This window comes from Streptomyces albicerus (assembly GCF_008905045.1).
Classification (GTDB): Bacteria; Actinomycetota; Actinomycetes; order Streptomycetales; family Streptomycetaceae; genus Streptomyces; species Streptomyces albicerus.
In genome coordinates this window covers 17,361-33,886 of record NZ_VWMY01000046.1, presented here as the reverse complement: position 1 = coordinate 33,886, position 16,526 = coordinate 17,361, and the positions used below count along the sequence as shown (strand labels likewise).

General features: G+C 69.3%; 16 protein-coding genes, 1 other RNA gene and 1 pseudogene. 11 read left to right on the top strand and 7 right to left on the bottom strand.

Going from position 1 to position 16,526, the window contains the following annotated elements; genetic code table 11:
* Positions 1 to 115: 115 nt before the first annotated feature.
* The 3 genes from dhaK to GAS53_RS35465 all read right to left on the bottom strand — a co-directional run bounded on the left by dhaK (position 116) and on the right by GAS53_RS35465 (position 2,999).
* Positions 116 to 1,114: a dihydroxyacetone kinase subunit DhaK gene (gene dhaK / locus GAS53_RS35475; protein WP_151481877.1), complete on the bottom strand. Its 999-nt coding sequence runs from the start codon at positions 1,112 to 1,114 to the stop codon at positions 116 to 118.
* On the bottom strand, positions 1,111 to 1,887 hold the full coding sequence (locus GAS53_RS35470; protein ID WP_151481876.1) for an MIP/aquaporin family protein: 777 nt from the start codon (positions 1,885 to 1,887) through the stop codon (positions 1,111 to 1,113). The genes dhaK and GAS53_RS35470 overlap by 4 nt, the downstream gene beginning before the upstream one ends.
* A gap of 332 nt (positions 1,888 to 2,219) precedes the next feature.
* Positions 2,220 to 2,999, bottom strand: a complete 780-nt coding sequence (locus tag GAS53_RS35465) for an IclR family transcriptional regulator (RefSeq protein ID WP_151481875.1) — start codon at positions 2,997 to 2,999, stop codon at positions 2,220 to 2,222.
* 60 nt (positions 3,000 to 3,059) lie between these two features.
* Here GAS53_RS35465 and dhaM point away from each other — a divergent pair, with 60 nt between their 5' ends.
* The 3 genes from dhaM to GAS53_RS35450 all read left to right on the top strand — a co-directional run bounded on the left by dhaM (position 3,060) and on the right by GAS53_RS35450 (position 4,300).
* A complete protein-coding gene (gene dhaM, locus GAS53_RS35460) occupies positions 3,060 to 3,452 on the top strand; it encodes a dihydroxyacetone kinase phosphoryl donor subunit DhaM (RefSeq protein ID WP_151481874.1) in 393 nt (130 codons plus the stop codon).
* Positions 3,436 to 3,735 (top strand): HPr family phosphocarrier protein, encoded by a 300-nt coding sequence (locus GAS53_RS35455; RefSeq protein WP_151481873.1) that lies wholly within the window; start codon positions 3,436 to 3,438, stop codon positions 3,733 to 3,735. Before dhaM ends, GAS53_RS35455 begins: the two co-directional genes overlap by 17 nt.
* A 76-nt stretch (positions 3,736 to 3,811) precedes the next feature.
* Positions 3,812 to 4,300, top strand: coding sequence for an ATP-binding protein (locus GAS53_RS35450; protein ID WP_318723311.1), 489 nt, complete (start codon positions 3,812 to 3,814; stop codon positions 4,298 to 4,300).
* A gap of 219 nt (positions 4,301 to 4,519) precedes the next feature.
* Here the strand turns inward: GAS53_RS35450 and eda are convergent, their stop codons facing one another.
* Positions 4,520 to 5,191: a bifunctional 4-hydroxy-2-oxoglutarate aldolase/2-dehydro-3-deoxy-phosphogluconate aldolase gene (gene eda, locus GAS53_RS35440; protein ID WP_151481872.1), complete on the bottom strand. Its 672-nt coding sequence runs from the start codon at positions 5,189 to 5,191 to the stop codon at positions 4,520 to 4,522.
* A 121-nt stretch (positions 5,192 to 5,312) separates the two neighbouring features.
* Positions 5,313 to 6,095: a peroxide stress protein YaaA gene (gene yaaA / locus GAS53_RS35435; RefSeq protein ID WP_151481871.1), complete on the bottom strand. Its 783-nt coding sequence runs from the start codon at positions 6,093 to 6,095 to the stop codon at positions 5,313 to 5,315.
* 153 nt (positions 6,096 to 6,248) lie between these two features.
* Between yaaA and GAS53_RS35430 the strand changes: the two genes are divergently transcribed.
* The gene (locus GAS53_RS35430) at positions 6,249 to 7,706 is read left to right on the top strand and encodes an RNB domain-containing ribonuclease (RefSeq protein WP_151481870.1); all 1,458 of its coding nucleotides are present in this window, start codon (positions 6,249 to 6,251) and stop codon (positions 7,704 to 7,706) included.
* Here GAS53_RS35430 and GAS53_RS35425 read toward each other — a convergent pair.
* The gene (locus tag GAS53_RS35425) at positions 7,657 to 8,298 is read right to left on the bottom strand and encodes a hypothetical protein (protein ID WP_192583418.1); all 642 of its coding nucleotides are present in this window, start codon (positions 8,296 to 8,298) and stop codon (positions 7,657 to 7,659) included. The two genes, GAS53_RS35430 and GAS53_RS35425, sit on opposite strands and share 50 nt — an antisense overlap.
* Positions 8,295 to 9,074, bottom strand: a complete 780-nt coding sequence (locus GAS53_RS35420; protein ID WP_151481869.1) for a MerR family transcriptional regulator — start codon at positions 9,072 to 9,074, stop codon at positions 8,295 to 8,297. Before GAS53_RS35420 ends, GAS53_RS35425 begins: the two co-directional genes overlap by 4 nt.
* 186 nt (positions 9,075 to 9,260) lie before the next feature.
* On the opposite strand from GAS53_RS35420, the gene GAS53_RS35415 reads away from it, so the two are divergent.
* The 7 genes and pseudogenes from GAS53_RS35415 to GAS53_RS35385 all read left to right on the top strand — a co-directional run bounded on the left by GAS53_RS35415 (position 9,261) and on the right by GAS53_RS35385 (position 16,522).
* Positions 9,261 to 9,818 carry a Uma2 family endonuclease gene (locus tag GAS53_RS35415; RefSeq protein WP_151481868.1) on the top strand — a complete coding sequence of 186 codons (558 nt, stop codon included), beginning with the start codon at positions 9,261 to 9,263 and terminating at the stop codon, positions 9,816 to 9,818.
* 207 nt (positions 9,819 to 10,025) lie between these two features.
* Positions 10,026 to 10,154 (top strand): TetR-like C-terminal domain-containing protein, encoded by a 129-nt coding sequence (locus tag GAS53_RS35410; protein WP_404829372.1) that lies wholly within the window; start codon positions 10,026 to 10,028, stop codon positions 10,152 to 10,154.
* Between the two features lie 14 nt (positions 10,155 to 10,168).
* Positions 10,169 to 11,035: a helix-turn-helix domain-containing protein gene (locus GAS53_RS35405; RefSeq protein ID WP_151481867.1), complete on the top strand. Its 867-nt coding sequence runs from the start codon at positions 10,169 to 10,171 to the stop codon at positions 11,033 to 11,035.
* Positions 11,036 to 11,054: 19 nt separating this feature from the next.
* Positions 11,055 to 11,837, top strand: a pseudogene (locus tag GAS53_RS58515) (DMT family transporter); the annotation flags it as partial.
* A gap of 145 nt (positions 11,838 to 11,982) precedes the next feature.
* Positions 11,983 to 12,390, top strand: an RNA gene (gene rnpB, locus GAS53_RS35395) — RNase P RNA component class A.
* Positions 12,391 to 13,024: 634 nt separating this feature from the next.
* Positions 13,025 to 14,377 carry a hypothetical protein gene (locus GAS53_RS35390; RefSeq protein ID WP_151481866.1) on the top strand — a complete coding sequence of 451 codons (1,353 nt, stop codon included), beginning with the start codon at positions 13,025 to 13,027 and terminating at the stop codon, positions 14,375 to 14,377.
* 39 nt (positions 14,378 to 14,416) lie between these two features.
* Positions 14,417 to 16,522 (top strand): AIPR family protein, encoded by a 2,106-nt coding sequence (locus GAS53_RS35385; RefSeq protein WP_192583417.1) that lies wholly within the window; start codon positions 14,417 to 14,419, stop codon positions 16,520 to 16,522.
* Positions 16,523 to 16,526: the final 4 nt, after the last annotated feature.

The window sequence follows — 16,526 nt, the reverse complement described above, 5'->3', positions numbered from 1 at the left end:
GGCTGGCGGTTGGGTGAGCCGGGGGCGGATGCGCGGGGGTGCGGTCCGGGAGAGCTGGTGCGGGAAGGCTCCGGCCCGGCCCTCGCGTATCGCGCGGCCCCGCCCCCGACTCGGTTCAGATGCCCCAGCGCAGGGCCGGGGTGTTCACGGGCGCGTCCCACAGGGACAGCATGTCGGCATCGGCCTTGCACACGGTGACTGAAACACCCGCCATGTCCAGGCTGGTCACGTAGTTGCCGACGAGGTTGCGGGCGATGACCACGCCCTTGTCCCCAAGTGCGGCGGCGACCTCGTTGAAGACCACATACAGCTCGATGAGCGGGGTGCCGCCCAGGCCGTTGACCATGACGATGGTCTCGTCCCCGGCGGCCAGTGGCTGGTCGGCGAGGATCGCGTCCAGTGCGGTGGCCACGATCTCCTTGGCCGGGCGGAGCTTCTCCCTGCGGCGGCCGGGTTCGCCGTGGATGCCGACGCCGACCTCCATCTCGTCCTCGGGCAGATCGAAGCCCGGCTTGCCCGAAGCGGGGGAGGTACAGGCGGTCAGCGCCACGGCGAAGGACCGGGAGGCGGCGTTGACCCGCTTTCCCATCTCGGCCACGGCGGCGAGGTCGGCGCCTTGCTCGGCGAGGGCTCCGGCGATCTTCTCCACGAAGACGGTGGCTCCGGTCCCCCGGCGGCCCGCCGTCCATGTGGAGTCCTGGACGGCGACGTCGTCGTCGACCAGCACGGTCTCGACCGTGCTGCCCTCCTCGGCGGCCAGTTCGGCGGCCATCTGGAAGTTGAGCACGTCACCGGTGTAGTTCTTCACGATGAACAGCACGCCCGCGCCGCCGTCCACGGCCTGCGCGGCGTTCAGCATCTGGCCGGGGACCGGCGAGGTGAACACCTCCCCGGGACAGGCCGCGTCCAGCATGCCCAGCCCCACGAAACCGCCGTGCAAGGGCTCGTGCCCGGAACCGCCGCCGGAGATGAGGGCCACCTTGCCGACTTTGGTGCCGCCCGCTCGGGCGATCACCTTGTTCTCCCCGTCGACCTTCAGATCCCGGTGGGCAGCGGCGATCCCGGCCAGGGCCTCGTCCAGCACCGCCGCGGGATCGTTGATGAGCTTCTTCATGACAGGGCTCCTTCGGCGTTGGCGGGCTGGGCGGCCCGGTTCTCGGCTGCGGTCGCGGTGGCTGCCTTGCGGTGGGCGTTCAGAGCGGTGTAGAGGACGCCGGCGGCAAGGGCGCCGATCACCTCGGCGGCCAGGTAGACAGGCAACTGATCCCAGTGGACCGTGCCGTCGAAGAGCTGGCCGGTGATCATCGGGCCGAGGGTCCTCGCCGGGTTGATGGACGCGCCGGTGGCGGGCGCCACCGGAATGATGATCGCGAACACGCCGAGGCCGATGGCCAGGCCCGCGAAGCCGCCGGCCGCGCGCCGGTCGATGGCCCCGAAGACGACGAGGGCGAGGATGAACGTGCCGATGGCTTCGGCGAAGAAGGCCTGGCCGGCGCCGACACCGGTGCCGTAGGCGGCGATACCGAGGCCGAAGTCGACCGCCTTCTTCCCCAGCACTCCGACGATCGCAAGCGCGCCCAGCACCGCCCCGGCCACCTGCGCCGCGATGTAGCCGGGGACGTCCCGCCAGGGCATCTTCTTCGTGGCGGCGAGCGCCAGGGTGATGGCCGGGTTGATCTGGCAGCCGGAGATATGGCCGATCGCGTAGACCATGGCGATGACGGCGGTGGCGAAGGCCAGCGAGATCATTCCCAGCTGCGCCATGGTGAAGGGCGCGTCGCCGCCGACGATGAGCGTGGCCGGGACCGAACCGACGCCGATGAACACCAGCACCGCGGTGCCCAGCATCTCGGCCAACAGCTTCTGTGGGTAGGTGTTTTCTTCCATGGAAGGCGCCCAGTGCCGAACGGCAGCTCGGGCGTCTCACCTCCTCCGCGTGGAGCGGGCTGTGAAGGGAGGTGGCCGCCAGGTGGTCAGGGTCGGGCAACCTGGCGGCCGGCTCAGGGGAAACCGGGCAGCTTTAAGCATCCGGCTGTAAGAGTGTTCATTATGGATGAACGTTGTTCCGGAAGTTAAGCCCGCGTTTCCTGCCTGTCAAGAGGTTCGGCAGCCATCGCGTTCCGTCGACACGGAGAAGGCCCCACGGCGGCGTGCCGAGGGGCCTGGATCAGAGGGTGGAATGCGGGAAGGGGACAGCCGCTGCCGGCTGCGGGGGCGGATCAGGTCATCGTGGTGCGTGCGGCCGCCCCTCTGGGGGCACCCAGGTCGCGGGAGAGATTGCGGGCGGTCTCCCGGACGGCGACTGCAAGCTCCTGACGTGCTGATTCGGCCAGCAGTCGCTCGACAGGGCCGACGATGCCGAGAGCGCCGACCACGTCGCCGGAGCGGTCGAAGACAGGAGATGCGATACCCGCGTCCCCGATGGCGGACTCCTGGTCCTCGATCGCGTACCCCGTCCTGAGGACCTCCTTCAGGTGGCCCGCCAGCTCCTCCGGGTCGGTGACGCTGGCGCCGGTGAGCACCGCCGACGCGCCCGCGAGCAGCCGCTCCCGCTCGGCGGCCGGAACGAAGGCCACGATGGCCTTGCCCAGAGCACACGTGCTCCACGGGATGCTGGCGCCCACTTCGAGGATCTGCACCGCGCCCTCCGGTCGGAAGGCATGGTGCACCACCAGGACGTGGTCACCGGTGAGCACGGCTACCCAGACCGCTTCGTTCGTCCGGTTCGCGAGCTGGTCCGCCCAGGTCAGCGAGCGGGTCCGCAACTCCTGGGTGTCCAGGTAGGCGTTGCCCAGCTGCACCAGATCCGGGCCGAGCTGGTACTTCGAGCTGTGCTTGTCCTGCACCACCAGCCCATCGGCCTCCAACGTGCGCAGCAGCGCATGCACGGTCGGCTTGGCCACGCCCAGGCGGTCGGCCAGCTCGGTCACGCCCAGCCGGGGCCCGGTGGACGCGAGCTCCCGCAGGATCCGCACCGCGCGCTGTACCGCCTGCACCATCGAAAATTCTCCTGGATTCAGTATTGATGAACAGTGTTCCGAGATTTAGGGTAAGCGTTCATGAGCACTTCTGTCGGCATCGTACTCGTGTCCCACAGCGCCGAGCTCGCCGCGGGCCTGCGCCTGCTGGTGGAGCAGATCGGCTCCGACACGGTCCCCCTCGCCACTGCCGGAGGTACCGACGACGGCCGGATCGGCACCAGCTACGACCTCGTCCTCGCCGCCATCTGCGACGCCGACCGCGGAGCCGGCGTCGTCGTCCTTCCTGACCTCGGCAGCTCCGTGCTGACCGCCCGCACCGTCCTGGAAGACCATCCACGCCCCGACGTGCTGATCGTCGACGCACCCTTCGTCGAAGGAGCTGTCGCAGCCGTCGTCACCGCCGCATCCGGCGCCGACCTGAAGACCGTCGCCGACGCCGCCAAGGAGGCCCGCCATGTCCTCAAGCTCTGACCCCACCACCACGACCGCCACGACCACCTCCAAACACGAGACCGCCGTCGTCCTGCCCGCCAACCTCCACGCCCGCCCCGCAGGTCAACTCGCCCGGGCCGCAGCCGGCTTCACCAGTGCCATACAGCTGGAGTACGCCGACCGGACGGTCAATCCGACCGGCGTCCTCGCCGTGATGGGCCTGGGTGCCACCGCCGGAAGCACCGTGACTGTCCGCGCCGAAGGCCACGACGCCGAACAGGCCGTCACGGCATTGGCCCAGATCCTCGCCGTCGCCGAATAACCCGGCCACGCGCCACCGCACCGAACGAGCCGCCGCTTCTGATACGAGAAGCTGAGACAAGTGGAGGTGGTCGAAGATGACCACTCCGGCCATGACCACGCCTGACACCAGCGTGGCACCGCACCCGCGGACCGAGCACATCCTCCCGCTGCCACACATCCCTGAGACCGTCTCCGCCGTGCGCCACGGCGCACGCACGGTCCTGACCCGCTGGGCCCTGCCCACGGAGACAGCAGACGATGCCATCCTGGTGATCTCGGAACTGATCACCAACTCGATTGCTCACGCACTGCCCCCAGCAGCGCTGCGGCTGTCGATGCCCGAGGTCGGCGGCCATCACGCCCTCCGTATCGAGGTCACAGACGCTGGGCCGCTACCCCGACCGCGCCGATCACCCGAGAGCGTGCCCCCTGCGGTTCATGAGGAACACGGACGCGGTACCGGCATCGTCGCTGCCCTTTCCATGCGGCACGGCATTTCCCGCCACCTCCACAGGATGACCCGATGGGCGGAGCTCCACGTGGCGTCCGCCCACACTGGCAGTGCTGCCACTGCAAGCCCTTGAGGAACGTCCCGTCGAGGGCATCTGGTCCGTCCTACGCCGCACCAGCCAGACCAACACCGCTTTCACCGACGTCGACGAGTTGATGCACTCCCTGCGCCATGGCTCCGCCAGATCCAATACCGCAGTCATGTCATCGACGGCTGCCTCACCGCAGCGGCGCTCACCCGGACGACACCACAACCACAAGCTCAGTAGAGGGCGCCCCTGTTGAGAGGCGCCTCAGCGCGAGCCGTGTCCCATCTTTGCGGCCTCCCGTGCCAGCTTCTCCACCCGCGCCCAGTCCCCGGCCGCGACCGCATCCGCCGGAAGCATCCAACTCCCGCCCACACAACGGACGTTGGGCAGAGACAGGTACTCCGGCGCGTTGCCCGGACCGATGCCCCCCGTCGGACAGAAGCGTGCCTGCGGAAGCGGGCCCGCCAGCGACTTGAGATACGCCGTGCCGCCCGCGGCCTGAGCCGGGAAGAACTTCATCTCGCTCACCCCCCGCTCCAACAGCGCCACGACCTCCGACGTCGTCGAAACCCCCGGCAGGAACGGCACCCCGGACGCCTTCATGGCATCGAGCAGTACGTCCGTCCAGCCGGGGCTCACGAGGAAACGCGCCCCGGCGACCACGCAATCCGCCACCTGCGCAGGCGAGATGACCGTGCCCGCCCCGACCACCGCCTCCGGCACCCCGTCCGCGATCGCCCGGATCGCGTCGAGCGCCACCGGCGTCCGCAGCGTCACCTCGATCGCGGGCAGCCCGCCCGCGACGAGCGCGCGCGCCAGCGGAACCGCGTCCGCGACGTCATCGACGACGACCACGGGGACGACGGGCGCCAGGTCGAGTACGGATGAGGAGAGTGGCGATGAGGGCAGCGGTGAGGAGGGCAGGGGCGAAGCCATGCCCTCATCCTGCCCGCGGCATGCAGCATGCGCAAAGACCGTTGCGCATGCTGCAATAGCCGACCGCCGACCGCCGACCGCCGACCGCCGACCGCCGACCGCTGATCAGGCGCTCAGGCGCTCAATGAATCTCGCTCACCAGCACATCCAGCGTCCACGCCCTGCCCGCCCCGGCCGGAGCCGCCACCTCGACCACGTACCCCAGATCCCGCAGCGCCTCCACCAGCTCCGCCGGCCCCGAAGGCACCGCGCCCGACTCCATGAGGCTCCGCACGATGCGCCCCTTGGTCGCCTTGTTGAAGTGGCTGACCACCTTCCGGGTCGGCGCGTGCAGCACCCGTACGCTCGCCGTACGCCCCGCGACCTCGCCCTTCGGCTTCCACGCGGCCGTGTACGCGGAGGACCGCAGATCGAGCACGAGCCCGTTCCCGGCCGCCTCGGGCAGGACGGAGGCCATCGGCGTACGCCAGTGCCCGCCCAGCGCCCCGAGCCCCGGCAGCTTCACACCCATCGAGCAGCGGTACGAGGGAATCCGGTCCGTCACCCGGACCGCGCCCCACAGCCCCGAGAAGACGAGCAGCGAGCGTGCCGCCCGCTTCTTCGCCGTGGCGTCGAGGGAGGCCAGGTCCAGGGCGTCGTACAGCACGCCTGTGTAGATCTGACCGGCCGGCCGGGCCCCCGCCGTCCGCAGCTCCGTGTTCTTGGCGACCTCGCCGCGCAGCCCGTCGCTCAGCCCGAGCACGTCGCGCGCCTTCTCCTCGTCGGCCGCGCACAGCTCGACCAGTTCGTCGAGCACCGCCTGCCGCGCCTCGGCCAGCCCCGGCAACGAAAGCGACTCCGGCTTCAACGGCGCGCCCCGCCCGGAGGGAGCCTTTCCTTCGGACGGCGGCAGCAGGACAAGCACGGCGGTTCTCCCTGGGTGTTCGGTACGTAAGACTGGGCGTTCGGTACGTAAGACTGGGCGTTCGGTACGTAAGAACTGGGCGTTCGGTACGTAAGAGGGGTACGCGCCAGCCTACGGGGTGCCGCCTGGCCCACCCCGCCATACGCTCGCCCTATGCCCCGCCGCCAGATACGTGTGACCGGCGCAGCCGAGGCTCCCCTGCGGGCCGCGCTGCGCGCACTGCGCACCGAACTCGGTGTGCCCGAGGCGTTCCCGCCGGAGGTGCTCGCCGAGGCGGAACGGGCCGCCCGCGAGCCGAGACTGCCGGCGTACGACGCGACGGACATCCCTCTCTTCACGATCGACCCGCCCACGTCCACCGACCTCGACCAGGCGATGCACCTCTCCCGCCGCCCGGACGGCTACCGCGTGCGGTACGCCATCGCCGACGTCGCCGCCTTCGTCGTACCCGGCGCGCCCCTGGACGCCGAGACGCACCGCAGGGTCACCACGCTCTACTTCCCGGACGAGAAGACCCCACTGCATCCCCCGGTCCTGAGCGAGGGCGCCGCGAGCCTGCTCCCCGACCAGACCTGCCCGGCCGTCCTGTGGACCATCGACCTGGACGCGGACGGCCGCCCCACGGCCACCGACGTCCGCCGCGCCCTCGTCCGCAGCCGCGCCAAGCTCGACTACGCCTCCGTGCAGAAGCAGATCGACGCGGGCACCGCCGAGGAACCGCTCGCCCTCCTCAAGGACATCGGGCTCCTTCGCGAGCAACGGGAAGTGGACCGAGGCGGCATCTCCCTCAACGTCCCCGAGCAGGAGATCGTGGAGAACCCGGCGGGTGGGAAAGGAGCCCACACCTACGAACTCGCCTACCGCGCCCCGCTCCCCGCCGACGGCTGGAACGCGCAGATCTCCCTCCTCACCGGCATGGCCGCGGCCGAGCTGATGCTCGCGTACGGCACCGGCGTACTGCGGACGCTCCCGGCCGCCCCCGACGGCGCGGTCGGCCGGCTGCGGCGTACCGCGCAGGCGCTGCGCATCGACTGGCCGCACCACGTCTCGTACGCGCAGCTGATCCGCTCCCTCGACCCGCACCGTCCCGACCACGCTGCCTTCCTCCAGGAGTGCACGACGCTGCTGCGCGGCGCGGGCTACACGGTCTTCCGGGACGGGGCCACCCCCGAGATCATCACGCACTCCGCCGTCGCCGCCCCCTACACGCACTGCACGGCTCCGCTCCGTCGCCTGGTCGACCGTTACGCCGCCGAACTGTGCCTGGCCGCGGTGGCCGGGGAGGAACCACCGGAGTGGGTCCTCACGGCCCTTGACGAGTTGCCCAAGCGGATGGCCGAGGGCACCCGCCGCGCGGGCACGGTCGAGCGCGAGTGCCTCGACCTCGTCGAGGCGGCCCTGCTCAAGGACCGCGTCGGCGAACTCTTCGACGGCACGATCGTGGACGTACAGGAGCGCGAACCCGCCGTGGGGACCGTCCAGTTGGCGTCCCCGGCTGTCGTCGCGCGCATCGAGGGCGGTAGTGAGCAGCTGCCGCTGGGGGAGCGGCTGCGGGTACGGCTCACACAGGCGGACCCGGGGTCGGCGAAGGTGCTGTTCGCTCCCGCGTGAGGTCACGTATCTCGTCACGTATCGCTCTGACGAGTACGTCGGGTTCGTCGGCGTGGAAGCGGATGAGGTGTACGTCCCTGGGGCGACCGAGGAAGGTGAAGTGCCGCACGGGGGTGTTGAGTTCGAGGGTGACCGTGGTCTGCGCGCCGATGGCCAGGTCGAGCCGGCCGTCGCGTCGCTCGTGCGTGGTGATCAGCTCGCGGCGTACGGAGGCGATCGCGGCGAGCGGGACGCGTACGTCGACGTGGGCGGCCCGGCGGATCCGCAGCACCGTGCCGTCGAGGACGTGCGGGCGGGTCACGGAGGCCGCGTGCATGCCGACGACAAGGAGCAGCGTGTAGACGTCGAGGGTGAGCCACACCCGGTGCACGGCGGGATGGTTCCGCAGAAGCACCGTCATGCAGACGCTCTCGAGGACACACACGAACCCGAACCCGAACATCATCGCGCCCTGCCCTCGGGCGTACCCGAAGGCCCGCCCTTGCTGGATGCCGTGCGGGCGCCGGGCCACCCACCGGCCGATGCTCGCCAGCAGCCGCACCTCGTGACCGACGAGTCGCCGTACCGTCCTCAGCGTCCGCAGGTTCCTCATCGCGCCCTCTCCACCAGCAGTCGGATCGTGCGGCTGATCGCCGCGGCCTGCGCGGGCGGGAAGTCGTCGAGGAAGGCGCGCATGAAGCTGTTGTCACCGCTCATCTCGGGGCTTTCCAGGTCGAGTTGGCCGAGGCCCATGCCCTCCAGGGCCTCGTCCGGGAGGCAGTCGGCGAGGGCGCGGGCGGCCTCCTCGACGCGCGGATCGGCCGGGTCGGCGTCGGCGAGCGCGTCGAGCAGGGCGTATGCCTCGTGCGACCGTTCCAGGGCGCCGGGTACGTCGGCGGTGGCACGCAGCGCGGACAGCATGCGCTCCCGGTCCTCCGGGGCCGCGACCGTCTCCAGCATGGCGATCATCTCGCGGTCCTTCGCGGCCATGGCAGGCTCCGGATGCCGGGTCAGATCGCTGAAGATGGCGGCAAGCTCGGGGGAGACGGGCCCCTCGGCGGGCAGCCGGTCCGCTGCCAGCAGGGAGCGCAGCCGCAGCCGCCGCTCCCGGATCGCGGCCTCCTGCCGTGCCAGGTCGTCGTCGAGTTCCGCGAGCACCTCGGCGAGGTCGCGCCCCGCGTCGTCGGCCAGTACGTCCCGCACCTCGGCCAGGCCGAGCCCCAGCTCGGTCAGCCGCCTGATCCGGGCGAGCGCGACCGCGTGCCGCAGCCCGTAGTCGCGGTAGCCGTTGGGACGCCGCTCGGGTTCGGGCAGCAGCCCGAGGTGGTGGTAGTGCCGCACGGTCCGCGTCGTGACGCCGACGGCCGCGGCGAGTTCTCCGATCCGCATGCCCTCAGTAGAAACGTTGACGTTGCGGCAGGGTCAAGCGACGGCGCCCTCGACGGTCGGCGGTTCCTGACGGCGTCGGTGAGCGTGTGCCACGATCGAGGGAACAGCTCCCGATCTCATGGACGGGGGATCTCTCGATGTCCCAGTCTGGCGAGCGATCGCAGGAGGGGACGTGACGTGGTTGCCATGCCATACGAAGCTGAGGTCGTGCTGGAGGGCTTCCTGGCCCTGGACACTCCAGAGGGCTTCAGAGCCGAACTCATCGAGGGGGAGATCGTGGTGAAGTCGACACCGGACGGCAACCACGAGCACTGCCTCAGTCGCGTCCTCGGTCAGGTGATCCTTCAGTCCAGTACCGATATGCAGGTCTCTGAGAACAAGGGCCTGAAGCTGGCGAGCGCGGGGTGCTGGCCGCAGGATCACGTGATCCCCGACATGACCTTGGTTCCACGAGAGGGGAGGCCCTTCCGAGGGGCGGCCCCCTGGATGCCCTGCGATGGCGTGATCATGGTTGGTGAAGTCACGTCGACCAGGCCAGAGGCAGACCGCGAGGTCAAGCGCCGCTGCTACGCCCGCGGCGGCATCCCGTTCTACCTACTCATCGACCGTGACGCCTCGTCCGTGACGCTGTTCAGGGACCCGGAGAAGGGCGACTACCGTCGGCACTGCACGGTCTCCTTCGGTAAGCCCCTCGCCCTCCCCGAACCGTTCGCCTTCGACCTGGACACCACGGACTTCCTCTGAGCGTCCTCGCTCCACGGGCCCCGGAGTCCGCCCTGAGACCCGGGGTCCGGCCCCTCGGCGGTGCCGACCGAGGCCCACCGCCCGTACGCCCTCGCTCCCATCTCTACCCCCTCGCCACGAACGCCCCCTCCCCCCGCAAGTCCTTTCCGCCCGCCCGGCCTGGAGGACCGCGCCGCCGCACCCCTCGTACGGGCCTACGGCGGCGACATGGACCTGGCCCGCGCAATCTGGGCGTTCGCCCACGGGATGGTGATCCTGGAGATCCACGGCCGGTTTCCGGACGGCGCCGATCTGGCCGGGGCATGGAAGCGGGGGACGCAGGTGTTGCACCCCTGAGGGGGTGAGCAGGTATGGACGCGACGGGTGATCGTGAACGGGAGGGCGGTGCCCGGGCGGGTGGGCGTGAGCACGCCGTCTGGACCAGGGCGACCCTCGGCCGGACGGGCCGCCCCCTCGACCTCCTGACCGCCCGCTTCGACCGCCACCGCTACGCGCCGCACGCCCACGAGGAGTTCACCATCGGCGTCTGCGTCGGCGGCTCCGAGATCATCGACTACCGCGGCGGCCGGATCCACGCGGGCCCCGGCTCGATCGTCGTCCTCAGCCCGGGAGAGATGCACACCGGCGGCCCGGCCACCTCCGACGGCTACGCCTACCGCGCCCTGTACGCCGAGGTGCCCCTACTCACCGAGGGCACCTGGAGCGTCCCGCACTTCCGCGATGCCATCCTCGACGACCCCGAACTGGCCGCTGCCCTACGCCTCACGCACACCGAACTGAGCGCCTGCCCCGACCCGTTGGAGACCGAGTCCCGCATTCCGTGGCTGCTCACTGCCCTGGCCCGCCGCCACTCCACGGCCCAACCGGTGTGCGACACGATCCCAGGCGCGGACCGCATAGCGGCGACCGTCCGCGACCGCCTGGCAGACGAACTCCTCGCCCCACCCTCCCTCGCCGACCTGGCCACCGACCTGGGCCTGTCCCGCTACCAGCTCCTGCGCGCCTTCCGTACGAGCATGGGGATACCGCCGTACGCCTGGCTCGCCCAGCACCGCGTCAACCGCGCCCGGGGCCTCCTCGAATCGGGCCACCGCCCCGCCGAGGCGGCCGCACTCGTGGGCTTCGCGGACCAGGCACACCTGACGCGCTGGTTCCGGCGAGTACTGGGGGTAACCCCGGCGGCGTACCGCAACAGCGTTCAAGACGTACGCCCCTGACCCGCCCGAGACTGCCCGCATGACTGCACGCGGCTGGTTCCTCTTCTCCCTGATGGGAGTGCTGTGGGGCATCCCCTACCTCATGATCAAAGTAGCCGTGGACGGCGACATCTCCCCGTCCATGGTGGTGTTCACCCGATGCGCGCTCGGCGCGGCCCTGCTCCTGCCCTTCGCCATCCGCCAGGGAAACCTGGTGGGAGTCGTACGAACCCACTGGCGCCCCATGCTGGCCTTCGCCTGCATCGAGATCATCGGCCCCTGGTGGACCCTGACCGACGCCGAACGCCACCTCTCCAGCTCGACGGCGGGCCTCCTGATCGCCGGCGTACCGATCGTGGGCGTACTCCTGGCCCGCTACTTCGGCAACACGGAACGCCTCGGCACCCGCCGCACGGTGGGCTTGGCGCTGGGCCTGGGCGGGGTAGCGGTCCTCACCGCTCCCCACCTGACCGGCGGAAACGCCCGCTCACTGACGGAGATGCTGGTGACGGTGGTGGGCTACGCAACGGCTCCTCTGATCATGGCCCGCTACCTGAAGCCGGTCCCGACCCTGCAACTGATAGCCCCCTGCCTGCTCCTGGCGGCGCTGGTATACGCGCCCGCGGCGGCGCTGACGTGGCCGTCGGAGGTCCCGTCCCCGTCGGTCCTGGCGTCCCTCGCCGGCCTGGGCGTGATCTGCACGGCGCTGGCCTTCGTGGTGTTCCTGGAACTGATCAGGGAGGCGGGGCCGACCCGGGCGGTGGTCTTCACGTACGTCAATCCGGCGGTGGCGGTGGCGGCGGGCGTGGCATTCCTGGACGAGAAGCTGACGGCGGGGGTGGCGGCGGCGTTCACGCTGATTCTGCTGGGCTCCTTCTTGGCGACGGCGGGGTCTAGGACGCCGGACGAGGAGCCGCCCTCTGGAGCGGAGCCGGACGAGGGCCCGGTACCATGGTCGACACGGCAGACGAGCCGGGCGGACGGCCGCGTGGAGGTCCTTACGGACTTCCCCGAGGAACGTCCGGGCTCCAAAGGGCAGGGTGGTGGCTAACGGCCACCCGGGGTGACCCGCGGGACAGTGCCACAGAAAGCAAACCGCCCGGGATCTCGATCCCAGGTAAGGGTGAAACGGTGGTGTAAGAGACCACCAGCGCCTGAGGTGACTCAGGCGGCTAGGTAAACCCCACCCGGAGCAAGGTCAAAAGGAGCCGCCTGGAAACAGGCGACTCTGCGCGGACGCTCGAGGGCTGCCCGCCCGAGTCCGCGGGTAGACCGCACGAGGCCGACGGCAACGCCGGCCCTAGATGGATGGCCGTCTCCCGGCCGACCGCGAGGTCGACCGGCGACAGAACCCGGCGTACAGCCCGACTCGTCTGCCTTTTAAGGCTCTGACCTGGGGGTTTACTCGGGTCAGGGTCATTTTTGGTTGGGAGGACGTTCCAGCTTCTACCTGCGGGTTCCCGGGAGTTCCTTGCGTGATTGGGTAACGGTTGTGAAATAGGGGAGCAGTTGGCGGGGCATGATTTGACTCGTCAGACGGGGTGCCGAGCGAGTGCTGCGCAGGTTCGAACGCCTGGCAGGGGACTCGGAACATGGGAAGGGGGAAGCCGCTGTTCGGGGGCGGGCACGGTGACCGGGGGGGCGTGCGGCGAGGGCGGTGGAGCCAGGCATCGCGTCGATGGCCTACTTGTCCCGTGCGGGCCGGCGTCGCGGAAGAGAGATTGCGCCGTGGCGGCCGAAGGCCTCGGTGATCGGCTCGACGACCATGCGGGACAACGTCGATTCCAGGGTGGGCCGTTTGACGCGGGGGACAGCGACCTGCGCGCAGCGTTGACCGGGTGACAGGCAATCGATGAGTCCGTCGGCTTGGTCCACGAGGAACTCGGCGAAGACGTGACGGAGCCGACCGGGGTGGCGAGAACTGGGGACGCGTAGCCGGAAGCTGGAGCTGGCGCGTTACTATCCCCAGAGCCTGGCTCAGTGTGGTGGCAGGCGGTTCGGGGGGAGCGGATGGCATTCGCACAACCAAGGCGGGCACAGTTCTCGCCTTCGGCGCGATCGCCGCGGCTGGCGATTCTGCGCCCTGACCATGACTTACTTCGTCTGCTCGATGCCGACCTCACCAAGGAAAGGTCCTACTCCCAATCCTGCCGTGACTGGCCCGAGGTCAAGTCACACCTTGCGGTCCTGCTTGCTCCTCCTGACGAGCAGAGCGATGAACGCGACCGGGAGCAGCAGGAGCGGATCTGGGGTCTGGGTATCGTGCGCCCTGCTCACGAGACTGACCGAGACCGGAAGGTCGTCGTCACTCGTGCACGAAGCCTTCGAGGTTTGGTGCCTGTCTCAGGGCTCTGGTGCGCCGACGGCGAGCGGGACACCGCACTCTCCAAGTCGTTACCGGAAAGCGGTCCTGTCACGGTCGGCGCAGACACCATGCTCGCCAATCTCCGGCGGATCTCCCCTGATGTCGAGGCCGAAGTCCAGAGGCTGATGCCTCTCCTCGACGAAGCCGAAGGCTGGAGCGAGCGGGAACTCCGCTGGCGTGATGAGCGTGACGCTCTTCTGCTCTTCGCCAAGATAGCGGGGTTGGGCCGGAGCGACTTCTCGGAGGTACGTCTCTGGGACAGGACAGCCGCTCAGGCAGCCTTTATCAGCGGGCTTGTCGGGACTCCGGTTCAGCCGATGCTCGACGACATCCGCGGGCAGGCAGCGACGAGGTTCAGCGGCATCGGTGAGACCGTCGTACAAGCGTTCGCGAGTCGCGGAGGTAACCGAAGCTATGACTTCGAGGCCACGTCGATAACCGATCAGTCGGTGGTGGACGGTCGGGAGGGCTCCCTCGACGCCTACTACTACCACGTCGACACTCGGACGCTTGTCATCCTGCGCTACGTGCGTCCCGGCCCGAACGGGCTTTTCTCGCCTGACGCCCGGCACAGTCTGGACGCGTTCCACAGCCGTGTTCACCACCTGCCGAGACGCGACTGGCGGAGCGCCGACGCTTACAGCTTGCTGGACGATCCTCTCTTTCTCCGCATTCATGAGCTGGAGCCCTTCACCGCCGCTCTGCACCGGACGAGCTCCGGTGCGATCTACCCCTACGACCAGTTCGCCGCAGCGATCTCGGCCGCGGTTGAACCCGGTCTCCCAGGCCCTTCCGTGGGCGCGCTCACCCGCCACCTGGTACCGACCCACTTCGCCCAGCTGGTGCGCGACGGTTGGTTCGGCGCGACCGGGGTGCCCTTCGAAGTGGCCTTGGACTGGGTGGAGGCAACGATCGACACGGCTGGTGTTGCTTTGGTGGTCGTGGACTTCAGCCTCCGGCAGCGTGGCAACGGCTCAGGGGCCGAGGCGTGGGCCTAGGCCATCAACAAGACACCACCAATGGGAAGGCAACCATCCATGGCCACCTCGGGGGCGGACACACCTCGCCAGGTCACGCAGGTGCGCGAGCAACTGCACGAGACATTCGACGGGGTGATAGACGACAGCGACATCGCCCACTTCCGAGGCGACAACTACGAACAGCGTTTCCTCTCCCGCGCCCTTGCAGCCCTCGCGGTACGACGCGTGGCCAAGTGCAGCGTGGCCGAGGCGGCCCGGTTCGTCACGGACGGCATCGCGGACCAGGGAATGGACGCCATCGCCCCCCTGCCGGAGAGCGGGCAGGCTCTGTTGGTCCAGGCGAAGTGGAGCGACAAGGGCACGGCAACCTTCGACGTGGGCGCCGCCAAGGCGATGGTGGACGGCCTGAACCGTATTGAGAACGAGTTGTATGACCAGTTCAACCAGCGTGCCGGCGCGCTCGCCCTGGCGGCCAGGCCGTTCATTGTCAACGAGAGAGCCACTCTGGTCATCGCGCTGATGGGCACTGTGGAGCCCTCTCCACCCGCACGCGAGGTTCTCGACAACGCTCTCGACGAGTTCAACAAGCATGGCGCCCGCATGAGCGTCGAAGTGCTGTACGCCGCAGACTTCCATGACCAGATCCACGCGGATCTCCGGCCGGAGCCGATCTGCCTGGACGTACGCCTTGACGACTGGTACCAGCAGAAGGGACCGCTCAAGGCCTATCAGGGCACGGTCTCCGCCGAGAGCGTCGCCGAGTGGTACGAGACGCACGGTACCGGCCTGTTCGAGCAGAATCTCCGGGCCCCGCTCGGGACCACCGTCACCAATGCGGAGATCGGTCAGACCCTTACGTCCGATCCCACGAGATTCTGGCACCTGAACAACGGCATCACCATGATCTGCGACTCGCTCACGGCGAAGAACGACAGTGCCAAGGCACCGCAGAGCAAGCCGACCACTCTCACCGTGACGGGGGCGAGCATCGTCAACGGCGCTCAGACGGTACGTGCTGTCGCCAGGGCCATGCACGACGACGGCGAGGCCGCGGCCAACGCCACCCTGAGCATCAAGGTCATCAACACGCACGAAGACCGGGAATTCGGCGTCCAGGTCTCGCAGGCCGCGAACCGGCAGAACGCCATCGAGCAGCGCGATCACATCGCTCTGGAACCCGTGCACCAGGCGATCAAGGCCAACCTGCGCGCCGAACTGCGCAAGCAGTACGTGATCAAGCGCGGCGAGCCGGTCGCCGCGCCCGAGACCGGTTGTTCACTGGACGAACTCGCTCTCGCTCTCGCGTGCCTGCACCCAGATGCGGAACAGGCCGCCCGGGCCGCCAGTTCGACGGAGAACCTCTGGGAGCAGGGACCCAAGGGCAGCCACACCCTGCTGTTCAAACGCGAGCCCTCTCCCCAGAAGGTGTGGCGCTCCGTGCTCACGCTGCGCGCGGCACGGAGCGCGGTCTACGAACTGGGCAGTGGTCAGAACAGCCGCGAGGCCGCGACCACCGAGCACGGTGGCTTTCTCATCACCCACCTGCTCTTCCAGCATCTCGGCGCCACGAGTATCGATGACCCCGACTTCGACTGGGACAGCGAGGTCCTGGAGAAGATTCCCGCCCTCGTACCGGATCTCGTGCGTCGGCTGACGCACCACATCGTCACTCGTTACGGGCCACGTCCCCAGATCAGGACCGCCTTCCAGACCGCGGAGACGTGCCGGGAGCTCGCGAAGCATGTCCTCGGCGACCTGGCCGATGGCGTCGCCGTTCCCGCACCTCCCGTGAAGGAGCGCAAGCCGCGTCGCCCGAACACCGTGCCGCTCCTGGTTGACCGCCGTGTCATCAAGGACGGAGCCCCCCTCCTGTACGTGGCTCTGAACGAGCCCGAGCGCGACGCCATGGAAGAGTGGCTTGTCCAAGACGAACGGCGGCGCCAGGCGACCTGGGTCAATCACCGGACCAAGCCGATCCTGTGGGCGTACGACGAGCAGCAGTACTCGCCGTCCGGGCTGGTGTCGAAGATGTGGGCGGACGCCGACTGGGACGAGCGACCCGTGGCCAACCAGGGAACGGCTCGCTGGTTCCAGTCGGATGGCCTGAGCCTGTGGGATCTGGCTCAGCGCATCCACAGCGAAGAGGACGAGGACGAGGCCTGACGGT